The sequence below is a fragment of the Reichenbachiella sp. genome (assembly GCF_039969095.1).
Lineage (GTDB): Bacteria > Bacteroidota > Bacteroidia > Cytophagales > Cyclobacteriaceae > Reichenbachiella.
This window is the reverse complement of the sequence record NZ_JBDVOL010000015.1, coordinates 419,614-441,036: the sequence shown is the minus strand read 5'-3', so window position 1 is coordinate 441,036 and position 21,423 is coordinate 419,614. Positions and strand designations below refer to the sequence as shown.

Here is a 21,423-nt window from a genome sequence, read left to right as displayed (position 1 = left end):
TTTTATTCCCCTGGTTCTCTTATTCGATCAATCATGGCTTGCACATCAGATGGAGGTGCTGGATAAACTCTTGAAATCATAATCGAAAATAAGAAATTGACTACCATAGCTATCGTTCCAAATCCTTCCGGTGATATACCCAACCACCAATCCTCCTGACTCCCTCCACCAAATCCTTGTAATTTGAACTTGATCATATAAAACAGCATGAGTACGGTGCCAATAATCATTCCGGCCACTGCTCCTTCTTTATTCATGCGCTTGTCAAATATACCTAAGACAATGGCTGGAAAGAATGAAGCAGCTGCTAAGCCAAAGGCTAGCGCAACGGTGGCTGCCACAAATCCTGGTGGATTGATGCCGAAATACCCAGCTACAATTACAGCTGCACCAGCACCAATTCTCGCCCACATCAGTTCCTCTTTATCGGAAATATTTGGCTTGATCTGCTTCTTTATCAAATCATGAGACACACTGGTTGAAATCACGAGTAGCAAGCCTGCTGCTGTAGAAAGTGCTGCTGCCAAGCCTCCAGCGGCTACTAAAGCGATAACCCAATTAGGCAATTGGGCAATTTCAGGATTGGCTAATACGACAATATCCCGATCTATTATAAGTTCATTCTCATCAGGGTCAGCTACGTATTGTATCATTCCATCTGCGTTTTTATCATCAAATGTAATCAACCCTGTCGCCTCCCAATTTGAAAACCACTCTGGCATGGCGTCATATTCAGTATTCGAAACTGTCTCTATTAAATTTGTTCTGGCAAATGCCGCTATGGCTGGAGCGGTTGTATAAAGTATCGCAATTAATATGAGCGCATAGCCTGCCGAGATACGGGCATCTTTCATACTTGGTACCGTAAAAAATCTCACGATCACATGAGGTAACCCAGCTGTACCGACCATGAGTGCCATGGTAATAGCAAACAAATCAAGGGTAGATTTAGACCCAGCGGTATATTCAGCAAATCCTAATTCCCTATGCAGCCCATCCAGTTTGTCCATTAAATAAGTACCTGACCCATCAGCCAATTGACTGCCAAATCCAATTTGAGGAATCCATTCTCCTGTGAGTTGAATGGAAATAAATATGGCAGGAACCATATAAGCAAAGATCAAGATACAGTACTGTGCTACTTGAGTATAAGTGATGCCTTTCATTCCACCCAAGACAGCATAAAAAAACACAATGATCATCCCAATGATCACCCCAGTATTGATAGGTACTTCTAAAAAACGAGCAAATACTACACCTACACCTCTCATCTGACCGGCCACATAGGTAAACGACACGATCAATGCGCATACCACACCTACCGTCCTGGCCGTATCTGAATAATATCGATCCCCAATAAAATCTGGTACAGTAAATTTTCCAAATTTTCTGAGGTAAGGAGCGAGCATGAGCGCCAATAATACATACCCTCCAGTCCAACCCATCAGATAGACCGCACCATCGAATCCCATAAAAGAAATAAGCCCAGCCATGGATATAAAAGATGCAGCACTCATCCAATCTGCTGCAGTAGCCATTCCGTTGGCTAATGGATGCACATGCCCACCAGCCACATAGAACTCATCTGTACTTCCTGCCCTACTCCAAATGGCGATTCCGATATAAAGAGCAAATGAAACACCTACAATCAGGTAGGTCCAAATTTGAATATCCATTAATTCTTGTTGGTTTCTTGATTAGTGTATTTTTTATCTAGCCTATTCATCAGAAAGACATAGGCAAAAATGATGATCACAAATGAATAGATCGAGCCCTGCTGAGCAAACCAAAAACCTAAACCAAATCCTCCTATTTTGAATTGATTCAATTCATCTACCCATAAAATGCCAAATCCAAAAGAGGTAATAAACCAAATACCTAATAGAATGATGAGGTAACGAATGTTTTGATGCCAATAGGCCTTGCTTTTATCTTTCTCCATAAAATGTTTTCTTAGTCAACAGCTCAATTTACAATCACCATTCGATTTATCGTTTGATCCCCGATTCGTAGTGTCAGAATATAGGGTTGTTTCATCAATGGAGTAGAAGACTGAATTTTTATCACATCAGTACCTGATGGAGACATTTGCAACTTGCCGCCAACTTTGCGTCCTGCTAAATCTCTAAGTTCAATAGATGATATATTGTGCCCTTTTAATCGCACAAAGAAATCACCAGATTCCGAAGGATTCGGATAAACTGTCACAGCATTGTGAATATTCTCCTGAACCAATAACACTTCTTGATCAATAACTGTAAGCGCTACCGTCTCTTCGTCACTCAATGTTCCGTCCGACACCGCGAGCGTGAAGGTATAACTGCCTGCATCCCCTGTTTGCGGATTGATTATCAATTTCCCAGAGCCTTTTGTGGTTTCACTAAAAGAAACAAAATTTGGCGCATCAGTCAAACCAAAACTAAGATCATCATCTTCTGCATCTGTTGCAGAAACAAAAACTTCTTTAATACCTCCTACTTCAATAGTTTGATCATCTATTTCCAATAATTCTGGTGCAGTATTTTCCTTATTGACCACTACATCAAATAACTCTGAGACAGACAAGGCACCATTACCTGCTGTGATTCTGATATCAAGATAACTGCCTTCTGAACCAGCCGCTGGTGTCAATTCCAGCGTTGCACTTCCATCGCCATGATCTGTCAATGATGCAAATGAAGGTAAATTACTCGTTGATATAGTTAGGGCATTGTCTTCAGGGTCAGTAGCTGAAATGTTGATTGTTTTGGTTTCCCCCTCCGACATGGTTACATCTTCAATTGGAGCAATTTCAGGTAAACTGGGCGAATAATATTCATAGGCTCCTGCATCCACAGTTCCATTTGCCAAACGCTGATTGCCTGCGAGATCCAATTCTGTAAGGTCAGTATTCACTCCTGCATTGATTGCAGGGCTTTCTGCTTTTGTGAGAAAATTATAATCTTCATAATCCTGAAAATAATCATCATAGCTAGATGAACTATTCAAGCCAATTTGAAGATTACCTTCTACAGTAGACGTCTCATCAAATTTGTCAAACGTGATATCCGAAGCCAGATTGTTTCGGACTGTATTATTAAAATTGGTCTGGCCCGTTTTTGAATTATCGTCGATCAAAACCCAAGGGATTTTACTATCTGAAAAATAGGGATGCTTGATTACTGTATTATTCTGAACTCTAGAATTTCGTGCTCCATATAGTGAAATACCATGGTAATGATCAGTAACCAAAAGGTTGTTTTCTACAACCCACGCATCTGGATAACCATCAGTGATAATAATTCCTTGCATAGACTCTCCTATTAAATCATTATCAATTACAAATTGGGTGATGGGGTCTTCAAATAGTAGAATGGTATTAAATCTAAGAATCATCCCTTCCGATTTTGGATCTCCAGTCAATATATAAGTCTGGAAAGCATCGTCATGGTTGGTATCATAGTCCTCAACATAACAATCTCTCACGGTATTGTATTCAAAAGTTTGAAATTGACCTAAACCTCTGATTCCATCGCCTGCAAAATTGTCTATTAAATTAGAAGTGGCTCTGGAATTATCACCTCGTAAGGACATGGCGTGGTAGGTGTTTTTTATGGTTGTATGCTCTACCACTATATTTTCGCCTCTCATATCCATTCCACCTTTTGCGTTGGCATACCAATCGGATTTAGTCCAGGTAGAGGACTCGGCAGCTGATTGAATTAAGCAGTTTTTGAATGTTAGATCTGTACTATTCACATCGCCGGTCACTAAAAACCCGTCTTTGCTTAATCCAGAGCTAGATCCATCAATTTTCACATCTGAAAATGTCCAATTTTTTGAATTAGCAATGATCAACCCTGATAAGCTAGCGTCTTGTCCGCTCAATGTTCTTACAGTCACACCATTTGTAAAATTTTTGCTCGAGATATAAGGCACACCATGCTCACCACTCAAGAGGTAGATCAAATCTCCATCTTCAATGACTTTACCAGTAGCCAAAGCAGTAGAAAAAGAACCCCAAGGATTGGCTTCGCTACCATCATTTGAATTGCTTCCATTTTCAGGATCACAATATCTAATAGTCCCTACAAATTCCGTAATTTCAATACTGATCTCTTCATTGTCTGTCAGTTGTCCATCGGAAACTGTGATTGTAATATTCTCAGTCAATCCTACGTCATCAATCGAGCTTGGGCTAATGTTTAAGGTAGCGGTTCCGTCATTATTGTCTGTCAATGACGCATAGGCTGGCAACTCCGCAGAAGCCGAAAAGGATAAAAAATCATCATCTTGATCAGTAGCTGTTACGGTTAGGCTTATTTCCTCCACATGAGAAGTGCTTTGGTCACCAATAGCAGTCAAAACTGGCGCATGATTTTCACTTGCAGTTGTACTTCCAGTAAGCACTACTTGTCCTTGATCCGGTATGGCTTTAACCAGTGCATACTGATTCCCTTCATGCGAAATCAAAGAAGTCTGTCTAGCTATTCCATTTTGTAGCGTACTGGCTGATTCCCAATCATTGTTGACACGAATTTTAACCGTTAAAGGAAAATCGAAGACCTCATCCTTCATATCGTCGGTCAAAGTAAACTTGATAGACAAATCTGTGACATCGTCTACAGTTAAATCGTGTGTGTCCCTCTCCTGACCATACAAGGCAGCTTCGGTAAATCCTGCGATCCAAAGTTCATCCGCATGATCATTGATATAGCTCATATGCGCCTCCGTATTGGTTTGCAAGGTGCTGTTACTCGTTACCGAATGATAATGAGCAGCATACCATCCACGGTAGTACGACTCTCCATATAATTTGACTTCACCCGTTTCATCTAATACATTATCGATGTCAGCATCGTCGTTACCACCTTCTAGAGACGCACTTCGGCTATTTATTGCTAAATAGTCAATGGAATTAGCTTGGTTCATAAAGCCCATTACACCTCTCATAGCTACATAAATATCTCTGGCAATATGTTTATCATATTCTATTCCACATGGATAAGCATATGTCAATGCCTCTCCTGTGGTATTCATTTTGATATCATCTCTGATGCTTTCCAAGGCTGTTCGGTAAACCTTGTCATTGGTTGTATCTGTTTCATCAACGTCACTGTTTATATCGCAATCATCATGTCCGTTTACTTCATTACCAGCATCAAGGAGTGTCTGATATTTTATCCAATCAGACACTTGGTTATCGATAACAAACCAGGTGAATTTCAAATTTTCATAAGTCTCTTGTAGTCCGAGCCAAAAACTATGATCTGCTTCGATATTATCATCAATAGTGATGGTAGCAACAGCCACTTTATCATCATTCCAGTAACTTACATCGGCCTCACCATGGCTCTCTGGCCACACCTTATCGGTAATAGTAAAGCGATCTCCACTAGGTTCATCCAAGTTCATCAACTGATTAAGATCGCCCTCTACCACAGAGATAACTATAGACTCTGTATCGTGATCTTCACCATCACTGACCGTCACCATTACATCTGAATAATCAGCAAGTGTAGCTTCCGAAATAACCTCTAAGTATGCCGTTCCATCTCCATTATCAACAAAAATTGCAGAAGGAGGAAGGTTTTCTGATACACTTAACGTTAAAGCATCATCATCCGAATCTGTGGCAGAAATATCCCATTTGGCGTAGCCGTATTGATTGATTTCAAGATCTCCAATGACAGTTAAAACAGGAGCTGAATTAGGCGATTGAGCGGTAATATTTATACTAAAGGTCTCATCATCAGTCAGCTCACCATCGCTCACAGTGACCTCTATATCGGAATAAGTGGCAATAGATCCAGCATCAGTAATGGTAATCGATGCCGTGGCATCGCCATGATCCATAAAGGTAGCAGAAGGTGGTAAATTGTTGCTAACAGTGAATGTCAAAGCATCACCATTAGCATCGGTTGCAGATAAGTTGATCGTTAAATTCTCTGTAGTTTCTACGGTTTGGTCACCAATGGCTGCCAATACAGGAGCTACATTTTCCACTGACTGATGAGTCACGGACAGCTCTGCTGGATTGGTATCCTCTCCACCGTGGATTAAAAAAAAATGAGCACTAGTCATCTCTGACTTGTCGATACTCAGCCGTAAAAAAACATAATCTCCGGCTGCTGCTCCAGCCGTATATTGGGCTTTGAGGTAATTAACAAGATTGTTGTTTCCTGCAGCTGAGGTTTCTTCAAATCGCTCAGTGTCTAAAGTGCCTTGGGTTACATTTTTTTGGAAAAAGTCATCTTCAATGCCTGTATCACTGCCATTACCACTTCCATATAATCCACCATAATGATCCGCTGCTGAAATCGCATCAGATGCTTGGTAAGGCAAAGCATATAAATCGACAAAACAATCCGCATCTATCCATTCTCTACCATAGGATACATATACTTGGAGACTAGCATCGGTTATTTCCTCTCCCGCCGGGATAGCTGGAAGCTCAAATGGTATGATCGCACTAGTCAAATTGCCACTACCGTCAGCAGCACTTTTCCCAACCTTCATTCCTGATTTGGAGGCAAATGCGATTGATTCCGTAAAAGGATTGTTTTCTGTGATCACCTCAGGGTCAGAAACAAAACCATCCCCTGCTGACGCGGTAAGAACAACCGTAGTCTGTGCGACTAGTATATGTGACACGAATACACTTATCAACCCCAAAAATACCTTCCTCATCATTCCTCTCTTTTTCATGCTAACTTCTAAAAATAAATCAAATATTTCCAAGGATCAATTCCTCTAATTAAATCCCAATTTAGTTTACCACAAATACCACACTGTCCTGTGTTATGGGGTATCTTCAAAAAAGACCCAGGCAGGCACTCTTGTGCTCTACCTGGGTCTATATTTGTACTCATTCAATAATCACATTGGAGGTTAACTCCAATGTTTAACCTTTTTTATTGGATCACCAATCGCTTCGTAACCGTTAATGAAGCATTTGACAAAATCATTACATATTGCCCTTTGGGTACTGAACTATCCAGGGTCAATTGATAGGGTTGTTTGGAGGCAGAACTATTCAATTGAACTTGCTGCATCAATTTTCCTGTTATGCCAAATAGACTCAATTTAGCCCCAGCCAACTCTTCCGGAATTTGGATATTTACCACTCCATTTAACGCAGGGTTTGGGTACAATATCATTTCCTTTTGCAAAGTAGAAATAGCAAGTACTTCACCTTCATCTTCTTCTACTGTTACAGTAATTCTTTCGATCGCCTGACCCAATCCATCACTTACTTTCACAATTATATCCTCATACTCTCCTGCATCAGCACTACCTGGAGTCATTGTCAATTTACCAGTTCCGTCTCCATTATCAGTTAAGGTAACAAACGAAGGTGCGTCTGATATAGAAAATACTAGATCATCAGAAGCATCTTCATCTGAGGCAGCAAGTGCTACTTCTTTCGTTCCGTCCACATCAACCGTCTGATCTCCTATCGCAGTCAAGGTAGGTAGAGAATTCTGAACGACTGTTAATTTAATAGTTTCAGATGCAGATGCATAGGAATCACTTACACTTACCGTAATGTCTGAGTATTCATCTGGAGAAACATCAGTACCGTCAAATTCAAGTGAACCTGTACCATCGCCGTTGTCTACCAATGAAATAAAATCATGGGTACTAGTTAAGCTAAATGTAAGGTCATCTTCATTGTCATTGTCAGTGGCCGATATAGCTACAGACAGCATTCTTTCTCCAGTCATTGTTTGATCTCCAATCGCAGCTAGAACAGGCTCAGCATTTGCACTTACAGTAAGTGTAAACAATTGTTCCACTGTATCATATCCATCCGAAACGGTAACTGAAATATCTGTGTACGTATCTTCATCACCTACCAAAGGATCAATAGCCAAAGCACCTGTTCCGTCGCCATTATCAGTCAATACGACAAATGAAGGTGCATTTGCGAGCGATAATTCCAATACATCATCTGGATCAGCATCTGTTGCGCTTAATTCCACCGTTTGCGAAAGACCTTCACGCACAGATTGATCATCTAGAGCCACCAATACAGGTAAATTACTAGCATTTACCGTTAACGTAAAAGATTGAGAAGCAGATTCTAACCCATCAGTTGCTTCAACTTCTACAGTGATTTCTCCAGTGTCATCAGATGTCGGGTCAATCATCACCATAGCTGTACCATCTCCATTATCAGTCAAAGTAATGAAGGATGGGGTATCATCCGCCAATGCATACTCCAAAGGATCACCATCAGCATCTGTTGCTGTAACCTCAACCTCAATGCTTCTTCTTTCTAATAATGTTTGATCTGCAATAGCATCAACTACGGGAGCATTATTCGGCATGAAAGTAACTGTCAAGTTAGCACCTCCTGTATTACTACTTGATTCATGACTATCAATATCTACTCTGGCCCAAGTGGTCAATGGAGCATCTTGGTCTGCATTGACTCTGAAAAATACAAAATCACCTGCTTGGGCTCCAGCGGCTATTTGTTCATTCAGGTATGCCACTATAGCCTCATTCGCTTTTTCGCTGGTAGTTGTAGCTCCTACTGGCGTAGTAGAGGAAATAAAATCTTCTTGAATTGAATAAGCTGATGCATCTCCACCATAGGCTCCTTGATAGTGATCAGTTCCTAATACTGTAGCAACATCTCTATATGGCAAGGCTGTTAAGTCATTGCTATGAGGGATCCATGCTGGCACTTGATTAGTCGTCAAATCCAATTGAGCCGACACAACAACCATGCCTTCTGGAATAGTTGGAATTTCGAAAGGCATGACAGCACCATGGTCAACTGCATCAGTATCAATCATGCTTCCTCCCACCAAAATTTCCGGAGCACCAGACCAAACATACGGCTCGGCAGGATCATAGGCATCACCAAAACTGGTATAACTGTCAGCAGCATCCACATAAATTTCCTCTGGTGCCTCCGTTACCGTCAAAACGATAGTTTCCTCATACGAATATTCGCCTGCAGTCACTGTAACTACGATATCTCTGTGATTGCCCAAATCGTCTACATCTGGCGATAACGTCAAAGTAGCCGTTCCATCACCATTATCTCCTAAAACTACAAAATCAGGCTCGCCTGCTACAGAGAAGACCATATTGTCTTCCTCAGCAAAGGTTGCATTTAAATCGAGTATAGTTACTTGATCTCTCGTAATCATATGATCTCCGACTGGGTCTAGAATCAAGGGCTGATAAAAAGTAACATCCATCGCTGGCGGATTTTCCGATTCGTGGCTATCAATGTCTATTCTTGCATAAGTCGTTGCATCAGCCACATTAACATTAACTCTTAAAAACACATAATCCCCAGGCTGAGCACCTGCCAATAATTGCGCATTTAAGTAATCCGTTAATGCTTCTCCTCCCTCTAAAGAAGTTTCTACAACTCCAGGCTCTAAGGTTTGACTCGTAGCACCGGAAGTTGATGCCCATTTTTGCTGAATAGCCATTGCGTTTTCATCACTATCGTAAACTCCTTGATAATAATCTGTACCCAATACAGTAGGTTCATCTCTGTAATCCAATCCATATAAATCGTAATCAACATAAGCCCAAGTCACCACATAATTTATGTTAGCCGAAAAAGTGGCAGACTTAAAGGAATTACTGCCTTGTGGAATCTCAGGGATTTTAAAAGGCATCACCGCAGCCATATCATATTCATCTGCTGCATCCTGCCAATTTACACCTCCACCTACAAACATTTCTGTGCCTCCCCAGTTGAGCTCTGCAGGATTTCTTGTTTCGCTATGATAAAAGAGATCAATGTCCTCTGGCTCAGATTCAATGGTAAATATCTCTGAATACTCGTTGACATTGATCACAACATCCTGAGTATTGGTTCCAGTTGTACTTGTTGCCGTTACAGTAACTGTGTATTGACCCAAGTCTCCAACCTCTGGAGAAACAGTCATTGTACCAGTGTTATCACCATTGTCCAAAAACTCAGCAAAACTTGGCAGTCCACTTGTTGTAAAGCTAATGGCCGCATCCAATGGATCAACAGCCTCTACAGTTACCGTTAACTCTGATCCTTCATTCACATTCTGTTCATCAACAGCTACAAAAACTGGATCTGAATTATCAGATATATGAGTTAGGACTATATTTTCTGTATCATGATTACCTGGATCTGCAACGTTAAAATCTCCATTAACTACAGCCATACCTGTCAGGTTAATCACCTTATTTCTAAAGGTATAATTATCAGCAATAGTCACTTCACTGCCACCATCTGGAGTCACGTACACATCATAGGACATCGTAGAAGCATCCACTTCAACTCTCACGCTATAAACAGTACCCGCTGTATAGGTCAAGTCATTATCGCTAGCATATCCCGAGCCATCATAGGCATCAATCATGCTAGAGCTATTGAATCGTACGATTACTGACATATCCGAATAGGTCGTTACAGTTGCCTTATTGGTCAATCCCGTCACGGCATCAATACCGACTTTTTCGGCAGTCATGTCAAACTCAAAAGTAAATTCGCCGGTTTGGATACCTTCGACAAAATCAAAAGTTTGCCAGGTATTCAATTGACTAGTTACGTCTGCGATCTGAGCAGAAGTGTGGAAGGAGAAGCCAATGATGGCCATCCAGATCAAGGGTATCACCCTCTTTAATTGTATAGTTTTTTTCATGCGACTAATAGTTAATTAAATTCTTTTTTTAAGTAGCTAAGAAGTGAATTCGGTAACCCGAATTCACTGTCTTAATAGTCCTATTATTTCTTCAAACAATAAGATTTGCTTGTTTGTTGTTGTGAATAATTCTATTCAATTACTAATCTATTGATACTCAAAAAGGTCTCTGTCCTGCCTTACCCTGCACCCTATTTGCTAAAACAAGAGCATTGAGAAGGAAAGTATTATTTTCATACACTAATAAATTGAATTTTAATTTTTTGGTTGGATTGGCTTGTTTGAAAACCAAGAAGCAACCAGCCTATATCCCCCAGCTGGTTACTCTCGATATTGCGTTCAATAATTTCCCCCGAAACGATTGAACATTTGTTTGTTGTTGTAGAATTATATTCTAAGTGATTACAATTTATGAGTATATTCAAAGCTTCTTGTCCTGTCTTATCCTGTGCGTTTAAAAAGAGAAACCCTTGAGGATTCAATCAGGGTTTCTCTTAAATATTATTTTATTAGGAATCTCGACTTGTGAACCGACTGAATATCCGAAAGCTGCAACAAGTAATAACCAGACTTTAGATCATCTAAATTCGAGATTTGAAAGTTTGTAATAGGAGAACTAACCGACATGTAAATCGCTTTAACTTCTTGACCAGCACTATTGAAAATTCGAACAATCCCAGTCGATGTATCAAAGTTGGAAGGTAAACTCAAATTAAGCTCGCCTTGTTGAACAGGGTTTGGATATAGAGAAAGTTTAACCTCTTCCACATCAAGCGATAACACCTGATTTGAAGTTCTAGCCCCGCTATCACTTCCGGATATAACAGTAAGTGTTGGCTTGTTTCCATTATTTCCATCATCTGCTGTACTCATGTTCCAATAGGAATAATTAGCCTCATCAACTTCAGATTGAACTTTGAAAAAGATATAGTCACCTGCTACTGCTCCTGCATCATATTGGTCATTGATGAAATCTGCAAGTTCCTGATCATCGTTGATAGAAACTACACCTGCGGCTGTGGCACTTGTAATATATCCGGTTTCAATAAGTGTAGGTGAAGCCGAATAGTCAGCCACCTGCACACCACTAGTGCTTCTATAAGTAATTCCAGATAAATTCATATTACCAACTGGTGAATTGACTTTAGCCACTAAATTCATAGAAAATGATGCATCTGCCACCTCATGCCCGGCGGGTAAAGTGGGAAGTTGAAATGGAATCACCAGACCAGCATCATAAGCGGAACTAGCACCACCCACTCTCGCAGTGGTTTGTCCTACCCATTGTGTGGTGCCATTGGTCCGAATCTCTTGATCGTCCGCATGCGCATAGATCGTAAATGATTGTCCCAGTACCACTTCATTCACCGTAATACTAATGGTTTCGCTATCTGTATCGGTACCATCTGTTACACTGAGTACAATACCCGCATAAACCCCATCTTCTCCAGAAGCTGGACTGATTGCCAAAGTTGACGAACCATTTCCGTTTGACGTAAGTGTGGCAAACGATGGCAATCCAGTAGCCGAAATAGTCATGTTATCACCATCCGCATCAGTTGCGGTGATCGACACATTGAGCGTAGCATCTTCATCTACACTTTGGTCTCCAATGGTTGCTAATATAGGAGCAGTATTACCTGCTTGCGAGGCCGTCACCGTCAGTTCGAAAGAAGCTGAGCCATTGGCCTGGCCATCATTTGCAGTAATCGTTAAGTTAGAATACGTACCCACATCACCTATAGACGAGGTAATACTTACTGTACCTGTTCCGTCGCCATTGTCTGTGAAAGCGGCAAAGGATGGTAGATTAGTTGCGGTCAAAGTGAGGTTGTCACCATCAGCATCTGAAGCTGTAACGGCTACATTCAAACTGTTTCCTTCCTCCACACTTTGTGCCGATATACCGGCAACTACTGGTGCATTGTTCGCAGGTGGCGTGCCTGAAGTATTGATTTGTACTTCCTGATAATTGTTCCAAGAAGAAGCGGAATTTCCACCTCCTATAATTTTCACATATCTCGCTTGGGTATCTGTAAAATCAAAATTTTCTAAACTCAAAGTGGTACCACTGCTGGTTCCATTGAATACCTCAGTATAACTGACACCATCGCTTGACAATTCTATACTGAAATCGTATGTGCGCTCATCGCCCAAACCAAAGGCTATGCCGACCGAGGTAATGGTAACCGAACTGCAGAAATTTTTCTGCAACCATTCAGGTCCATCAGCAGACCATTTGGTGTTCAAATCACCATCCATAGCACCTGCTGGAGGGTTGTATCCCCACTCATCATCCTGGAAAGTGCTCGCCCATAAAGTATCACAGGTAAATTTGAACGTACCGGTATTGCTTGAAGAAATGGTATTTCCTGCATAATCTTGCACATTACTCACTGTCAAAGTGTTGATTTGGTTTCCACCTAATGTGGACACCTCCATCGTCACCGTACGGTTGTCACTTTCTAATGTGGCTGTTTGAACAGTCACTCCATTATTGATGCTGTAATTCGAAGTGTTTTCCGCAGTAGCAGGTGTCACACTTTCGCTAAAACTAAACGTGAAGACATCATCTAAAAAAGAATTGTTCGTTGCTACAAGTTCAGGGTCTACATGATCCGATGACGCAGAATACTCAAAGCACCCTGCATCCGGAGATGGACCAAAGACACGTGCATTACCATCCAAGTCAAGAGCTGCCATGTCAGTGTTTACTCCAGCATCGATCGCTAAACTACCCGCCTTCAGATGAAAGTCACGATTGACATAGTCTTCGAAATATGGCAAATAGTTATTGTAGTTCAACTCGTCAATGTCAATGTTACCCTCTACAATAGAAGTCGCATCAAATGTCCAAGTGGTAAACTTCGCAGCGATGTTATTTCTAATAACATTGTTGAAATTATCTTGACCTGTTTTGTTTTGGGCTTGACAAGAAATCCAGGGAACTAAGTCTGTATCCGTAAAATGTGGATGCTGAACAACAGTATTGTTTTGAATCCTACAGTTACGTGCTCCATATAAGGTAATACCATGGGTTTGGTCGTTCATAACCAAATTATTCTCCACTACCCAGCCATCACCGTAGCCATCAGTAATAATGATGCCTTGCATCAATGTTCCAATCAATTCATTGTCAATGACAAACTGAGTAATAGGATCTTCAAATAGTAAGAACTTGTTATATCTTAAAGTAACACTCTCTATTTTCAGATCACCATCGAGCTTATACGCCTGGAACCCATCATCATGTTGAATGGAATAATCATCAATGTAACAATCTCTAACGGTGTTGTATTCGTAAGTTGAGAAACTACCCAACCCTCGAATCGCATCACCTGCGAAATTGTCAATCGTACAATTGGTCACATAAGAATAATCACCACGAAGGGACAATGCGTGATATACATTCGTAATCAAAGTATTCTCGAACGTAATGTTGCCTCCTCTGAAATCTGCTCCACTGGCTACATTGGCGTACCAATCATTCTTGGTCCAGGTTGAGATATCATCAGCTGATTTTAAGGTCGAGTTTTTCACAGTAATGTGTGTGGTATTTGCATTACCTGTCATCATAAACTCTTCCTTTCCCAAGCTGGCCGTGGACGCATCAATGACGATACCATCAAATACCAAATGCTGACTGTTGTCTATGGTTAGTTTAGAGAATACAGGCGTATGACCTGAAAGTGCCCGAAAAATGACATCCTCTGTTCTCGCCATATTTCCAATATAGACGTTACCATAATTACCACTCATAAGGTAAACCAAATCACCATTTTGAATGGAATTTGCCTGAATGGACGCCCAAGGGCTTGATTGACTCCCATCATTGCTATTATTTCCACCTACAGGATCAATATAGTAAGTATTGCCTACTACGGTTCCCGGCGCATAAACGTTAATGACAACCACTTGATCATCGGTATCTGTTCCATCAGTTACTGAAATCGTTACATTAGTAGTGCTAGCGTCACCAGTCTGAGGATTGATACTAATCGAACCCGTCCCGTCGCCATTATCCGTGAGGCTGGCAAAAGTTGGCAGGCTTGTAGTTGAGAAAGTAAGTGCATCTGCATTAGCATCTGTAGCGGAAAGGTTTACAGTCACCGAACTACCCTCTTCAACGTTTTGATTAGCCACTGTAGCTAATACAGGTGCTGCATTCGCTCCACCTTCGGGGTTCACCGTGATGGTAATATCTTCTGTATCTGCATCCGTGCCATCACTAGCTGAAATCGTGACGTTGTATGATCCCTCATCCCCGGTTTGTGGATTTATCACGACGCTACCTGTACCATTTCCGTTGTCCGTCAATGTGGCAAAAGATGGTAAATTTGAAGCTGTCAAGGCTATGGCATCTCCATCGGCATCAGTGGCACTGAGACTTTTTGTAACTGTCGCTAATTCATCGAGTTGTGCATTGCCGACAGCCGCCAATACCGGACGAGCATTGCCGCCTGTTCCTGAATTGAACTCATAGGCTCCTGCATCTACCGTACCATCTGCTACTCTTGCATTACCGTCTAAATCCGTAGTTGCCAAATCCGTATTTACTCCCGCGTCGATAGCACCACTACCTGCTTTCAAATGAAAATCAAGATTTGCATAGTCGGCGAAGTAAGGTCCATAATTATTCACATTAGTTGTAATATCCACATTGTTTTGAACTGTAGAAGTGGCATCAAAAGTCCAGTCAGTAAACTGACCAGCAATATTGTTTCTTATGACATTGCTAAAGTTCGTTTGTCCTGTTTTTCCCTGATCATCCAGGTAAATTCTTGGGACTGTAGTGTCTGTAAAATAGGGATGCTGTACCACCGTATTGTTTTGAACCTTACAGTTTCTAGCACCATACAATGAGATACCATGCGCCTGCTGATTGACAATCAAATTATTTTCTACCACCCATGAATCCGCATATCCATCAGTGATAATAAGCCCCTGCATCAAGGAGCCTATCAAGTTGTTATCAATGACAAATTGGGTGATCGGATCTTCAAACAATAAAATCTTATTGTAGCGAAGCGTAACTCCTTCAATTTTCGGGTCGGAATCTAAATTATAGGCCTGAAACCCATCATCATGCTGAATGGAATAATCATCGATGTAGCAATCTCTAACCGTGTTGTACTCGTACGTAGAAAAACTGCCTAATCCTCGAATGGCATCTCCAGCAAAGTTGTCAATCAAATTACTGGTCACTGTACTGTGATCTCCTCGGAGGGATAAGGCGTGATAGGTATTTTTGATTGTTGTGTTGGAAACCGTAATGTAGCCGGCTCGCATATCTATGCCGCCTTTTACGTTGTTGTACCAATCCGTCTTGGTCCAGGTAGAAGAGCTCACGGCTGACTGCACCGTACAATTTTGGAAAGTGATATGATGAGAATTTGCATCTCCAGTCACCAAAAAACCATCTTTAGTAATTGTTGAATTCGTGCCATCAAAAAGGACTCCATCAAAAGTCCAATTGGTACAATTGTTTAAGCTGATGCTCGTTACTGTTGGATTGTGCCCACTGAGTGGAGTGATCGTAATACCGTTGGTAAAAGTATAATTCTGCACATATGGAGTGCCATGATCTCCGTTCATCAAATACAAAGTAGCCCCATCAGCAATAGTTGGAGCGATGTAAGCCACAGCCGCCAAAGAAGACCAAGGATTGGCTTGACTGCCATCATTGGCCATGTCGCCATTGACAGGATCTAGATAATATACCGTACCTGTAGGAGGTGTGCTTACTGTAACTATAATCGTCTCTTGGGCACTTGTCGCTCCATCAGAAACGGATACAACGATACTTGTATAACTCCCTGCATCGCCTGATGTAGGAGAAACTGCAATCACGCCTGTGCCATTTCCGTTATCCGTCAGAGACGCAAAGGCTGGCAGGTTAGAAGCTGAAAAAGTAAGGGCGTCACCGTCTGCGTCTGTGGCCGAAAGGCTAATAGATATACTTGACCCTTCGTTCACAGTTTGATTGCCAATACTCGCTAGAACTGGTGCGGTGTTAGAAGGTGCTGTAGTCACAGTCAAAGAGAAGCTTTCACTATCACTATCTGTTCCATCATTTGCCGCAATAGTAATATTTGAATAAGTGCCTGCATCTCCGATGACTGGTTGAAAAGATACTTGCCCTGTCCCGTCTCCATTGTCGGTGAATGAGGCAAAAGATGGCAGGTTCGTTGCCGATAAAGTCAATGCATCTCCATCAGCATCTGTCGCTGAAACATTCAAAGTGCTGCTAGCTCCTTCTTGTATTGACTGACCAGCAATGGCTGCCATTACTGGTGCGGTATTGCTCGAAGATTGTACATCTATGGTAATAAATGGTCTCTGGGAACTGGTAGTCCCGTTTTGAGAAACGATATCCCAATAGTTATACTGAGAACCTGAATTGTCATCCATATTCAATCGGATAAGGATAAACTCTCCTCCCGTTGCTCCGTTAGCATATTGTGCGTTTAGAAAAGAAGCTAGGGTAGTATTTGCGGAAGCATCTGAGGTATTTGAACCGTTAGCGCTGTTAGTATCAAAGAATGCTTGTTGAAGTGCGGTAGCACCTGCATCTGTGTCATAAGAACCACCAAAATAGTCGCCACTCACAACTGCCGAATTGGCTTGATAGGGTATAGCATATAAGTCTACAGCGTCGGAAAGATTTCCTGAGCTTCCAGATAGATATGCCGTAAATGAGGCTGAAGCAATATATTCCCCTTGGGCTAAAACTGGTAGTTGAAAAGGTAGTACTGCACAGGTGTATTTATTTGTACCGATTCTATGAGAGGCATAACCCACCCATTGCATAGAGCCATTATTGCTCACTGCGTTGTCGTCTGCATGTGCTGCAAGGTCAACTGTTCCAAGTTGCACTAAGGTAGAGGTATTGGAAGAGTTTCCAATACTTTGAAATTGAATACCGATGATAGTCGATAGTCCAAAAAGTAATCGTAGCAATTTGTTCATATCATGCGTTTTTGTAAAACATTAATTTTTCTCGTCAGCGGGCACTGTGGTGTGAATGGGTCTGGTTGTTTAACTATTGAATTCACGGATTTGACTGATGCTACTGGCCGTTTGCATACAAGTCCAATTCCCACTGTAACAAATATTGTCCAAACATATGACCTATGGAATAGACATTTTGATGAGACTTTTAAACAAAATGTCGGATAGATTTTCAATGAACAGATAAGAACAAATAATATCAGACTTCTCTGAAATAGAGAAATTATGTTTGCTTTGCTTTAAAGCAAAAAGCCATTCCGATAGCTATCGGAATGGCTTAAACACTTCACTAAATAGTCTGAATCTTTATTTCAGGCCAGATAATTAATTTATATCATAAAGGAGTCGAGGTGCCTTTGAAGCAACATCTGCACTCCACAAGATGATTCGGCCGAAAGTTTCGGCATCATCAACACTTACACTAATCCTGAAATACACAAAGTCTCCAGGTTGGGCACCAGCATCAAGTTGTGCATTGAGGTAATCCATAACTGCCTGACTTCCTTCTGAACTTGTAAACAGCGTAGCGTCACTGGCAGTTTTCTCATAAGCAAACCTTTGCTGCAAAGCGGTTGCGTTAGGGTCTCCATTATATGCCCCTTGATAATAATCAGTACCGAGCACATATTCATCAGAACGATAAGGCAATCCATACAAATCATAATCTTGTACAGCCCAAGGGCTAATGTCTTTCACAAACATGTTCAAAGCAGCATATGTAAATCGTTCGCCAGGCTCCATGTCTGGAATCTCAAAAGGAAAAACACCAGTAAGGTCATATATGTCATTTTCTGGATCCTGCCAGTTGGAACCTCCTCCAATTATTATTTGCGAGTCATTCCTCCATGGGTTCACATTTGCAGGATTATTAGCAAAATCACCAAACCATACTTCTGCATCTCCTATATGACCCAGCAGTATTTCCGCCTTAATCACACTCACATCAATCAGCTGTGAATTGCTGGCCGATAAACTGGACGCGATGATCTCAATCTCAACATCTCCAACATCGCACTGTGAGCAATCCTGATACGGGTTTAATGTCAAAAGCCCCTGTCCACCTCCTAAATCTTCGAACCTCGCATATCTTGGAAGGAATTTAGCCTCCAATGTAACATCATCCCCAAGTGGGTCTGTAGCCTTGACCAATACTTCATGATAAGCTCCTTCTACTAATAGTATATCGTCAACCTCTTCAAACGAAGGCTTTAAATTTTGGGTATGTGAGGTCAATTTGGTGTTGAATACCCGATGGGTACCGGGATCATCCAACTCCCAATCACCTGCTACCAGAGCCATGGCCGTTAAGTTGGCTGACTTATTTCTAAATACATAATCCTCAGCTACTTTGAATTCATTCAGGTTGGGATCCGTTACGAAAACACTGTACAACTTTTGGAAGATGTCCACCTCCATTCTCACATGGTATTGAGCACCCGCTGTATATTGTACTTCAGCGTCATGATCGTAGAAGCCATCATTATAAGAATCAATAATGCCTGTTCTATCAAATCTAACGATCGCTGATAGCGCTGAATAATCCGTGACTGCCGAGACATTTGTTAATCCAACTACCGCGTCTATATTGTCCTTACTAGGAATCATATCAAACTCATAAGTGAGCGTTCCGGTTTGCATTTCATCAAATGCCAAAGTTTGCCAAGCATTAAACTTACTTGTATAACTACCCGGCAATGAGGCAATAAAATTAATAGGAACTGTATCCGCTACTGCACCTCTTTCTGCTATAAAGTAGGTGAGTTGTGTACCCTCCTCTTCTGCATAAAAGATGTATTGCAAACTTGTACTTAAGATTTCTTCATTGTTGTTTTCGTCGAGCAATACATAGCGCACATCTGTGCCTTCCAGCGGACTTACTTGAAGATCCAATACAACAGAATCACCAATATAAGCTTCATACCCTAACCAAGCCTCACTTTTAATATTACCTCCTGAACCTAATTTATAGATCACAAGATCTGAATCTTCCAACGGAGGATTTACAAATTCTTCGGTACAGGCCAACAGAAATATAAAGGCTCCTAAAAACGTGATAAATATATTTTTTACTTTCATAAGTTTTACGTTTTGCTCTTAATCAATCCAACAATACTCCTCTATCTCTACTTCCGTCCCACCATACTGGCGCACCCCAGTCATTCATACCCTCGCTTAGATGCTGCGCTACATTTTCAGCATTAAAATTGATCTCCGTGGATGGATAGGGCATTCTCCTAGGAATAAGTCCATTTAGCAATGGATCTGTCAAAGCGTGATCCGCTGGTTTTAGCAATGGATACCCTGTTCTTCTCCAGTTGGCATAAGCCTCTGTCGGGTTATAAAAATTAACCATATATTGTTGTAAGCTGATTACTTCTAATTCATTCACAACTCCAGAAGTCGGCCAAATGGTCGAGATATAATTCTGAATATCCCCTGCAATAGGCCTTGCTCCCATCACATTCACCAATTCGGCTGCACTAGCCAATACAGCTTCGCTAAAATGAGCTTGAGCACTAATAACTCCATTTCCGCCCCAACCTCTCGCGGCCATTTCAGCCTTATATAATTCCACTTCGGCATACGACATATACATAGCTGGCATGTCCAAGGCCGTCAATTCCTTATTGATTTGGAGGCATTTAAATCGCTTTGACATGACTATATCCTGACCTCCTTTTTGCACAATCAAAGTGCCATGTGATAATCCATAGTCATCCGTGTTATTATACCATTGGTAGCCAGGAGGAAATGCTCTCAATATACCTTCCGAAGCAAGATATTCATCGGTCACTTCTATACTTGACTCTGTAGTTGATTTCGATTTTTCTGGCGTCGACTCAAAATTCGCTTCGCCGTATATCCCAAACATCGAACGGAGTCGAGGGTCTCTCACCACATCATTTCCATCAACGGTATCCTTCATATAATCGACATAGGTTTTGCATGCCAATGTATATTGCGTAGTAAAGTGCTGAACCTGAGAAAAAGCATTTCCTCTAATTTCTTGAGCACCCACACTGGCGTAATCAAATTCGGCATGTGTTACATAGGCTGCATCAGTATAATCGTCCATCACACCTCCATCTAATGCCAACAAAGCCTCTTGCTGAGACTTGGCTTCATCCACATTCACTAGTCGCAAGGCATATCTCAAACGAAGAGAATTCGCGAATTTGGCCCACTTGTTCACATCTCCATCAAAAATCAAATCTCCCTGGATTGGCTTTTCAACATTCAACAAGCTGACCGCAGTATCTAGTTGGACAAAAAAGTCATTGTAAATGTCTTGTTGCGTGTCATATGCGGGTTTAATAATTCCCTCAGAATAACCTTTGGAAGCCTCGAAATATGGCACATCTCCATAAGAATCTGTCAGTTGAGCAAAAATCATCACCTTGAGTATTTTAGCCATGGCTAAATAATTGACCATAGCTTCATCTCCTGATGTTTGATCAATGACGATTTCTAAATCATTAAGATTTTTATAGGAGGCTTCCCACAAGTATTCAAAGTAAAAAGGGGTATTGATATAGATCTGACCTCTGTCTGCTTCTCCCCCTGTCACCATCTGCATGATTGCCATGTGGTAAGCAAAGGTTGACCTCCATGTCACCTCTCGTTCGCCTGAATGTCTAATTTGAACTGTAGAAACCAACGATGCAGGATCAGCAACCGTTGAACTTGTAGGATTTTCATTTAAGTCATCAAAATCATCACAGCTCCAAAATCCGGCAACCAAAAGCAGTAAGACTAAAAAATTATTGTTCGTCTTCAT

7 protein-coding genes are annotated in these 21,423 nt (G+C 41.3%); all 7 read right to left on the bottom strand.

The genetic code is table 11. From position 1 onward, the window contains the following. Window positions 1-2 precede the first annotated feature (2 nt). Window positions 3-1,676, bottom strand: a complete 1,674-nt coding sequence (locus ABJH98_RS17215; protein ID WP_348308999.1) for a sodium:solute symporter family protein — start codon at window positions 1,674-1,676, stop codon at window positions 3-5. Continuing rightward, on the bottom strand, window positions 1,676-1,942 hold the full coding sequence (locus tag ABJH98_RS17210; protein ID WP_348308998.1) for a DUF4212 domain-containing protein: 267 nt from the start codon (window positions 1,940-1,942) through the stop codon (window positions 1,676-1,678). Before ABJH98_RS17210 ends, ABJH98_RS17215 begins: the two co-directional genes overlap by 1 nt. A 23-nt stretch (window positions 1,943-1,965) precedes the next feature. Beyond that, window positions 1,966-6,672, bottom strand: a complete 4,707-nt coding sequence (locus ABJH98_RS17205; protein ID WP_348308997.1) for an Ig-like domain-containing protein — start codon at window positions 6,670-6,672, stop codon at window positions 1,966-1,968. 221 nt (window positions 6,673-6,893) lie between these two features. Then, a complete protein-coding gene (locus ABJH98_RS17200; protein ID WP_348308996.1) occupies window positions 6,894-10,634 on the bottom strand; it encodes a putative Ig domain-containing protein in 3,741 nt (1,246 codons plus the stop codon). Window positions 10,635-11,135: 501 nt separating this feature from the next. Continuing rightward, on the bottom strand, window positions 11,136-17,603 hold the full coding sequence (locus ABJH98_RS17195; protein WP_348308995.1) for a putative Ig domain-containing protein: 6,468 nt from the start codon (window positions 17,601-17,603) through the stop codon (window positions 11,136-11,138). Between the two features lie 366 nt (window positions 17,604-17,969). Continuing rightward, complete coding sequence (locus ABJH98_RS17190; RefSeq protein WP_348308993.1) at window positions 17,970-19,721, bottom strand: hypothetical protein; 1,752 nt, start codon at window positions 19,719-19,721, stop codon at window positions 17,970-17,972. A gap of 22 nt (window positions 19,722-19,743) precedes the next feature. Beyond that, window positions 19,744-21,423: a SusD/RagB family nutrient-binding outer membrane lipoprotein gene (locus ABJH98_RS17185; RefSeq protein WP_348308991.1), complete on the bottom strand. Its 1,680-nt coding sequence runs from the start codon at window positions 21,421-21,423 to the stop codon at window positions 19,744-19,746.